Origin of the sequence: Microcystis sp. LE19-41.2A (assembly GCF_027530405.1) — a bacterium.
Lineage (GTDB): Bacteria > Cyanobacteriota > Cyanobacteriia > Cyanobacteriales > Microcystaceae > Microcystis > Microcystis aeruginosa.
Map to the genome: position 1 here is coordinate 1 of NZ_JAPZQJ010000324.1, position 8004 is coordinate 8004.

The following is an 8004-nucleotide window of genomic DNA, read 5'->3' on the forward strand; positions in this document are numbered from 1 at the left end:
TATACTCTGTCTGATTGATTCTGTCCAAGGTTTGATGGCAATTCGGACATTCAATTGTTTCATTTAAAAGAGCGAGCTTTAGGAAAATTGTCTGAGCAATTTTTTGATAATTGACCACTGTTACATTTGGTAAATCGAGGAGTTGATCAAAATTTATCCACATAACCCACCTCCTGTTCTGTGTTACTGTTATACCATGCTCACACAGAACCTAGAAGAGCCAAGGATTGAAAGCCTTGTAAATCAAGACCAAAAATATAGTTGCACACGGGGTATTAGATAATAAACTATATCTTCCGGCAAAAATCCCCCTCTTTGGGGAGAAGGGGAAAAGCCAACCCAAGATTAACCCTGCACCATCACCGAGGCAGCCGCAGCCACACCGGCGCCCGGGGTGACACCTTCGACACCTAACTCGATTAAAGTCGCTTCAATGGCAGCGATAACCGTGAGGATATCCCTCTCACTAGCAAAACCTAAATGACCGATACGGAAGATTTTACCCTTGAGGTGATCCTGACCACCAGCCACAGCGATGTCGAACTTTTTATTGAGAGTCGAGCGAATTTTTTCCGCATCCACCAGAGTGGGGGCCACCGCAGTAATCGCCGTGGAAGCCCAAGAATCCGCCGCGTAGAGGGGCAAATCCAGGGCGCGCATACCGGCCCGCGTCATCTTCGTTAAGCGTTGGTGACGGGCGAAAATTGCCGCTAATCCCTCCCTTCTCATCATTTGCAGAGAAGCTTGTAAACCGTACATCAGGTTAACTGGAGGGGTAAAGGGGGAACTATCCTCATCGGTGGCTTTTTTGTATTTGCCCAAATCTAGATAAAAACGCGGCAGTTTGGCGGTTTCGTAGGCTTTCCAAGCTTTTTGACTTACGGAAACAAAACCTAAACCGGGAGGAATCATATAACCTTTCTGGGAACCAGAACCGACCACATCTAAACCCCATTCATCGATGGGAATATGATAAGCTCCTAAACTGGTGACAGCATCGACGATAATTAAAGCTTCCCCGTGGTCTTTTACCGCTTTGTTAATGCTTTCCAAGTCATTGAGAACCCCGGTGGAAGTTTCCGAATGGGTGATAATTACCGCTTTGATGGCTTTTTCCTTGTCTTCGGTCAGTTTAGCGGTAAATGCCTCTGGATCTAGGGGTTTACCCCATTCTGCCTTAATGACATCCACATTTAAGCCGTATGCTTTCGCCACTTTCGCCCAACGTTCCCCAAATTTACCATTATCTCCCACCAAAACTCGATCGCCGGGGCTAAGAAAATTAATAATTCCCGCTTCCATGGCACCGGTTCCCGAAGCAGTTAGCATTAAGACATCGCCACTGGTTTGATGCAACCATTTGAGATTTTCGGTTAATTCGGCGATTACCTTGCTAAAAGCACCCGTCCGATGACCTATAGGTGCTTTAGCCATAGCCAATAATACCGCTTCCGGCACTGGTGTCGGGCCGGGAATCATCAACATATTTTTATTTTCCATGGTTCGTCCTCTCTCGTTGGGCTATATTCAAAAAGATAAAAAACCAAATCTCGATCGCATCAATTCTGAGGGGATGATTTAAGATTCGGCAGACTCTGATTATATCCCGGCAGATAGCCTTGTCAGGAGTCAGTATTCAGGAGATAGGGTGATAGGGTTTTGGGGTGATGGGGTTTTGGGGTGATAGGGTGATGAGACAGCTTCCCCACTTCCCCACTTCCCCACTTCCTAACTCCTATTCCCGATTTTCAAAGAGTTTCTGGATACCGACGGCAGCATCGGGCAGTTTTACCAAAGATTCGCCAATTAGAACCGCATTTGCTCCCGCTTGCTTCACTTTCGCCAGAGCTGCTGCTGTGTGTAATCCCGATTCGCTGACGATCAGAATACCTTTTTCTCGCACCTTTTCGCCCCTGGCTTCTAGTAATTGGCGAGTATTGTCTAAATCGACTTTAAATGTCTCTAAATTGCGGTTATTGATGCCGATTAGTTCGATTCCCTCAATGGCTAACACTCGATCGAATTCGGCCAGACTATGCACCTCTACCAAAGCTGTCATCCCTAAACCCTTGACAATTTTGACAAAATATGCTAGGTCTTGATCGCTTAAAATAGCGGCAATTAAAAGGACAGCATCGGCTCCTTTAGAGCGAGCGTAGTAGATTTGATAGGGATAAAGGATAAATTCTTTGCATAATAGGGGTAAAGATACCGCTTGCCGGACGAGGCTAAGATTTTCGTAACTACCTTGAAAAAACTTACTATCGGTTAAAACCGATAAACAAGTGGCTCCTCCCTGTTCATAGGTACGCGCAATCGCTACAGGATCAAAATCTTCGCGGATAACTCCCTTGCTCGGGGAAGCTTTTTTGACTTCGGCAATCAAAGCGGGTTGGGTTTTACCCTGTTTTAAGGCGGCTAAAAAGTCGCAAGGTGGCGCAGTATTAGCTATTTTTTTGCGTAATTCCAATAAAGGCAACTTTTCACGCAATTTATCGACTTCGATCTCCTTATGCCAAACGATTTCTTCTAAAATATTTTGCGGTTGTGCCTCTGGCACTTTCACCACATAACTCAAACTCTCAACTTTAACGGCAGGATTGGGGTGTTTTCTTCGGATCTGCATTTTTTCACTGTCCAGAGTGTGAACAGTGATTAGTTTAACAGTGATTAGTTATCGGGAATTGAAATAGAGACGGGGAAAACCACGTCTCTACAGACATTTATCTATACTTGTGTGGATATTCCCAATCTTCACCGAAAGGCTATTGCATAGCTTCGATCGAACGTTCTAAAATTTTATCTTGGAGTTTTTCGTCTTCTTGACGATTTTCGGTTAATAAAACCCGCGCTTTCGCAGTTTCTGCCTCTCCTTCCCCCAAAAGCTCCTCTGTACGAGTTAAGACATTTTCTTCGAGCATTCCTTCTGCTTGTCGTTCTTGGGTTAGATTGAGACGTGCTTTTTCTTGAATATTCATAAATTTATCCTTGCCACAGGTGCGATCAACTTCTACCCTTAGTCTGACACAAATTTAGTATTCCGTATCATTAACTACAGAAAAATTTAGAATCTTACTGGCGAAACTGAGATTTAGGTATTTTTTCTCATTCCTTAAATGGACAGGGATCGATCGACCTCAAGCTATACAATAAAACCTATGGAACAATTCCCCAGCGTAATCAAGCTTGTATATCGGGCGAATAATGATCGATTGCCTAAACCAACAGATTTCTGGACAGTATCCGACTCTATCGTAATATCCTATTTGCAGAGCTTATGACCAAAGGTAATTTAAACGATCTCATCCGTACAGAAGCTAATAAAGAGGTAGAATCCCAAACCTCTCCTTCTCCCAAACGTTCTAAGGAAACAAACGCCACCCTACAGGCAAAAATTAACGACTTGACAACAGAGTTAGAAAAAACCGAGAAAAATCAGCAAACTCTCCAAGAAAAGGTGATTTCTCTGGAAAAAGAACTTCAAGAACATCTGGAACTCTCTGTCAGGTTACAGCAGTTACAACAACAGACCGAGCAGTTAGAATCTGTCCTCTTGGAAAAAACTACTTTGGTGGCACAATTATCGAGTCAATTAAGTCAATCCCAGACGGAATTAACCGAGAAAAAACAGTTAATTGAAAAACTATCGAGTCAATTAAGTAAGACAGAAACAGAACTGACTGAGAAAAAACAGTTAATTGAAAAATTATCGAGTCAATTAAGTCAATCCCAGACGGAATTAACCGAGAAAAAACAGTTAATTGAAAAATTATATAATCAAATTAAAACCCTAGAAAATAGTCCCCCCCCCACCCCTGAACCCTCACCAATTAGCAAACCTGCGCCGAAGAAACCCAGTCTTTATAACTTTGAAATGGCAACTTTAGCCCGTTATATTGCCCCCAATCCTACCCCCACAGAGTTAACGGATTCCGAAATCGGTTGGTTCGATTAATTATGGTTTGCTAAATAAATCTAAAAACATTGTTCGATAAGACTTTTAGACCTTTTTGAAATCCCAAAGTGGCCGGCATGGGAGTGATCAGGGGGAAAATCCCTGGACTTTTTCCCTGAAAATTAGGTAATTGACCACCTGAAAATCGGCAAAACCCTACACCCTGCCCCCAGGAAAAACTTTTTGCCGCAAACCCTAGATAGTCAACAGTTTAGTTGAAACCCGATTAAATTTTCGATCGCTTTGACCAAATCTTGATTAGTCCAATTCCGGTACAAACAAGCAGCGATCGCACATCCCCCCGCACCCACTCCCTCTTTGACAAAACCCTGTTGATAAGCTTGCAAAACCGGGTATTTAGAGGCAGAAAAGTCTAATTGTGTGGCTAATAAAGGCAATTTTCCGATCATGCGGGCTAATCCCACCGTATCCCCTGTTTTATCTTCCGCTACCCAGCGAGTTGTGCCGACGATGATATTTTCCCAGTTAACTGGATAGGCATATTTAGCCACTAGAGCTTGAATTAGGGCAGAAACGGCTAACATTTGGGTTCCTCCGGCGAGGAGTACCCCACCCTGCCCACTGGCGGCGATGGCCATGCCAGCGACGAAAATCTGCTGAGGATCGCCTAGGGCGGCGATTACCTCAAAAGGATCAAAAATTTCTTTTAGGGCTAATCCCTGCTCAACTATTGCCTGTTTCTGAGCATGATTGCACTGGGGATGGCTGCTGTTAACTTTGCCCTTGGCTCGATAACCCAATCCGGTGAGGATGGCGAGGGCGGTGGTGGTGCCGCCGACCACGCACTCGCCGATAATTAGATAACTAGACTGGCGGGCTAATTTTTCTCCCCAAGTTAATCCTTGGGCGAACAGGTGTTTTACTATGGTCAGGTCTAGGGCGCGGCCGGTGGAGAGACAACGGGCCGGTTGTCCCCCCAGTTCGATATAATCGACGGCCGGGGGCAAGGGTAAACCGGCGTTAAAAACGAGGACGGGAATGGCTAATTTTTCCACCACGGCGCGGGTAATATAGGCGGGGGAGGCTCCCACCGTTAGGGGGGGTAAGGGATAACGGGGATGGGGTGAAACTCCTTTAACGATAAATTCGGCATCGGCGATCGCTGTATATTTTCTATCTTCCGGGGTAGCACCGGCGGTGGAGATTCCGGGGATTAATCCCGTCTCGGTAAACCCCAAAACTAGAGCAAATATCGGAGAAGATTTTTGATGGCGCTGTAACCAATTTTGCCCCCGTTCGATTTCCGTGTAAATTTTAATCATCTGTGATTTTCTTGATTATGTCTCCCCTGTCTTCTGCAATTATCGATACTTGGCGACGTTTTTACCGAGATCCCTTGGCAGTAATAGGAGCGATCGCATTAATGATAATTATTCTTGCTGTCCTATTCGGTCCGATTTTCTATCGGATCCCCATCGATACCATTGATTTTAGTCAAACCACTGCTCCCCCCAGTTTAAAACATCTTTTTGGGACTAATGATCTGGGCCAGGATCAATTGGCGAGGATTTTGGTGGGGGGTCGAATTTCCCTAGCGGTGGGCATTGCTGCTATGATGGTGGCGATTATTCTGGGAACGGCGATCGGGGCTATTTCTGGGTTTTACGGGGGCGCGATCGATGGCTTATTGATGCGATTAACGGATTTATTCCTATCTTTGCCCCAATTACCCCTACTTTTACTGATTGTCTATCTATTTCGCGATAGCATCAAAAAAATCGCCGGACCGGAAACGGGTATTTTTATCCTCGTGGTTTTAGTAATCGGGGGTTTAAATTGGATGTCGGTGGCGCGATTGGTGCGGGGAAATTTCTTAAAATTACGCGAGATGGAGTTTATTTCGGCTGCGATTGCTTTGGGGGCCACTCCTTTCCGTTTAATCTGGGTGCATTTATTGCCTAATGTTTTGGGAATGATTATCGTGGCGGCTACTTTAGCGGTGGGTAATGCGATTATTACCGAGTCAACCCTGAGTTTTTTGGGTTTGGGTTTCCCCCCCGATGTGCCGACTTGGGGACAAATGTTATTTAAAGCTAAAGATTACTTGACAACTGCCCCCCACTTGGTCATTTTTCCCGCTCTAGCTATCGTGATCACGGTGTTAAGTATTAATTTTATCGGTGATGGTTTACGGGATGTCTTTGATCCTAATGTTTAAGGAAGCGTAGAAATGGATAATTGCCGAAAATTACCCAGAACCCCTATGATGATCAGTAGCGATGGTGAGGAAATAAATACTGTGAGTAGCGTAACTGTCATTAGCGATCAGAAGTTTGACAAAGAGGTTTTTGAGGTCGAAAAACCCGTTTTAGTCTATTTTTGGGCGAGTTGGTGCGGTCCGTGCCGTCTGGTATCCCCCTCGATCGATTGGGTGGCCAAAACCTACGGCGAACGGCTAAAAGTAGTTAAACTAGAAATAGACCCTAACCCCGACTCGGTGGCTAAATGTAAGGTGGAAGGTGTTCCTGCTTTACGCATCTTTAAAGATAACGAAATTATTGCCACTCATGAAGGGGCGATCGGCAAACAACAATTACAATCTTTTATCGATACCTATGTCAGCTAATTAGGTATCCATGGTTATGAATAACTTAACCCTAGCACGCCGCTTACAGGCACTACAATCCAACGTTTTTGCCGATATGGATCGGGCAAAGGCTGCCAGTAGAGAAGCGGGTAATACCATTATCGATCTTTCGCTCGGTTCCTCCGATCTTGGTGCTGCTCCCCATGTTATCGATGCTATAGAGCGATCTCTCCACGATCCTCACACCCACGGCTATTTACTCCATAATGGTACGCGAGACTTCCGAATAACTGCCGCTAACTGGTATAGCGATCGCTTTGGTGTCCCCGTCGATCCGGAAACGGAGGTTTTACCCCTAATTGGTTCTCAGGAAGGCACGGCCCATCTACCTTTGGCCCTTCTCAACCCCGGGGATTTTGCCCTGCTGCTCGATCCGGGTTATCCCTCCCATTTGGGCGGTGTTGCCCTTGCCGGCGGTCAAATCTACGGAATGCCAATTTTGGCAAAAAATGACTTTCTGCCGGTTTTAGAGGACATTCCTGACCTAGTGCTGGCACAATCGAAGCTGATGGTCTTGAGTTATCCCCATAATCCCACCACAGCGATCGCACCTTTGGCATTTTTCCAAAAAGCGGTCGATTTTTGCCGTCAGCATAATTTAGTTTTAATCCACGATTTTCCCTATCTAGACATCTTTTTTGCGGGAACATCGCCCCCCCCGTCAATTTTACAGGCCGATCGAGCTAAAACTAATTCGATCGAGTTTTTTACCTTTTCCAAGTCCTATAATATGGGCGGTTTTCGCATCGGTTTCGCCATTGGCAACCCGCAGTTAATTATGGCTTTGCGACAGATTAAAGCCATGGTTGATTTTAATCAGTATTTGGGCATTCTCAAGGGTGCGATCGCTGCTTTAACCGGTAATCAAGATTCAGTCAAGGAAACCGTCGCTATCTTCCAAAAACGCCGGGATGTGTTTATTAATGCCCTAAATCGCATCGGTTGGCCAGTTGCCACTCCGGCCGCCACTATGTACGTTTGGGCGAAAATTCCCCCCAGTTGGCCGGGTAATTCCGTCGATTTTTGTCGGCAATTGGTGGCCCAAACTGGTGTCGCTGTTTCCCCCGGTTCCGGTTTTGGTAAGGGTGGTGAGGGTTATGTGCGTTTTGCCTTAGTTCACGATCCCGATATTCTAGAGGCTGCCGTGGAGAAAATTGGGGCTTTTTTGGGATAAAACCGATGTTTAACCTGAGTTTGGCCTAAAGTGAAACCCTGATTTTACCCTGGGTTTCTGGCTTTAATACTATCTTTCAACGGTCAAAACTGACAATTAAAAGTAGCTTTAGGGCGTAAAGAAGCGTAATTAGGGTTTGCTGAATAAATCTAAAAACCTTGTTGGATAAGGCTTTTAGACTTTTTTTCCCTGAAAAAGTGCCTACCATTGGAGTGATTGGGGGGAAAATTTAGGGATTTTTTCCCTGAAAATTAGGTAATTGACCAC

8 protein-coding genes and 1 pseudogene are annotated in these 8004 nt (G+C 45.2%); 4 read left to right on the forward strand and 5 right to left on the reverse strand.

The annotated features are described in order from the left end of the window. The 4 genes and pseudogenes from O9290_RS13540 to O9290_RS13555 form a co-directional block, all read right to left on the reverse strand. A pseudogene (locus tag O9290_RS13540) lies at window positions 1-163 on the reverse strand (ISL3 family transposase); the annotation flags it as partial. A gap of 182 nt (window positions 164-345) precedes the next feature. Further along, entirely contained in the window at window positions 346-1500 is a 1155-nt protein-coding gene (locus O9290_RS13545) for a pyridoxal-phosphate-dependent aminotransferase family protein (protein WP_002760980.1), read from the reverse strand. Window positions 1501-1735: 235 nt separating this feature from the next. Continuing rightward, on the reverse strand, window positions 1736-2626 hold the full coding sequence (gene trpC, locus O9290_RS13550) for an indole-3-glycerol phosphate synthase TrpC (RefSeq protein ID WP_288026446.1): 891 nt from the start codon (window positions 2624-2626) through the stop codon (window positions 1736-1738). A 139-nt stretch (window positions 2627-2765) separates the two neighbouring features. Further along, entirely contained in the window at window positions 2766-2978 is a 213-nt protein-coding gene (locus O9290_RS13555; RefSeq protein WP_002760983.1) for a hypothetical protein, read from the reverse strand. Window positions 2979-3277: 299 nt separating this feature from the next. Here O9290_RS13555 and O9290_RS13560 point away from each other — a divergent pair, with 299 nt between their 5' ends. Next, window positions 3278-3955 carry a hypothetical protein gene (locus O9290_RS13560; RefSeq protein ID WP_002760984.1) on the forward strand — a complete coding sequence of 226 codons (678 nt, stop codon included), beginning with the start codon at window positions 3278-3280 and terminating at the stop codon, window positions 3953-3955. A gap of 203 nt (window positions 3956-4158) precedes the next feature. Here the strand turns inward: O9290_RS13560 and cobT are convergent, their stop codons facing one another. Then, window positions 4159-5238, reverse strand: a complete 1080-nt coding sequence (gene cobT, locus O9290_RS13565; protein WP_288025980.1) for a nicotinate mononucleotide-dependent phosphoribosyltransferase CobT — start codon at window positions 5236-5238, stop codon at window positions 4159-4161. Between the two features lie 17 nt (window positions 5239-5255). On the opposite strand from cobT, the gene O9290_RS13570 reads away from it, so the two are divergent. Genes O9290_RS13570 through O9290_RS13580 form a run of 3 tightly spaced genes read left to right on the forward strand, consistent with a single transcriptional unit; the run spans window position 5256 to window position 7737 of the window. After that, entirely contained in the window at window positions 5256-6134 is an 879-nt protein-coding gene (locus O9290_RS13570; RefSeq protein ID WP_288055847.1) for an ABC transporter permease, read from the forward strand. Window positions 6135-6179: 45 nt separating this feature from the next. After that, the gene (locus tag O9290_RS13575; RefSeq protein WP_002796395.1) at window positions 6180-6542 is read left to right on the forward strand and encodes a thioredoxin family protein; all 363 of its coding nucleotides are present in this window, start codon (window positions 6180-6182) and stop codon (window positions 6540-6542) included. 16 nt (window positions 6543-6558) lie between these two features. Continuing rightward, on the forward strand, window positions 6559-7737 hold the full coding sequence (locus O9290_RS13580) for an LL-diaminopimelate aminotransferase (protein ID WP_288025978.1): 1179 nt from the start codon (window positions 6559-6561) through the stop codon (window positions 7735-7737). Window positions 7738-8004 lie beyond the last annotated feature (267 nt).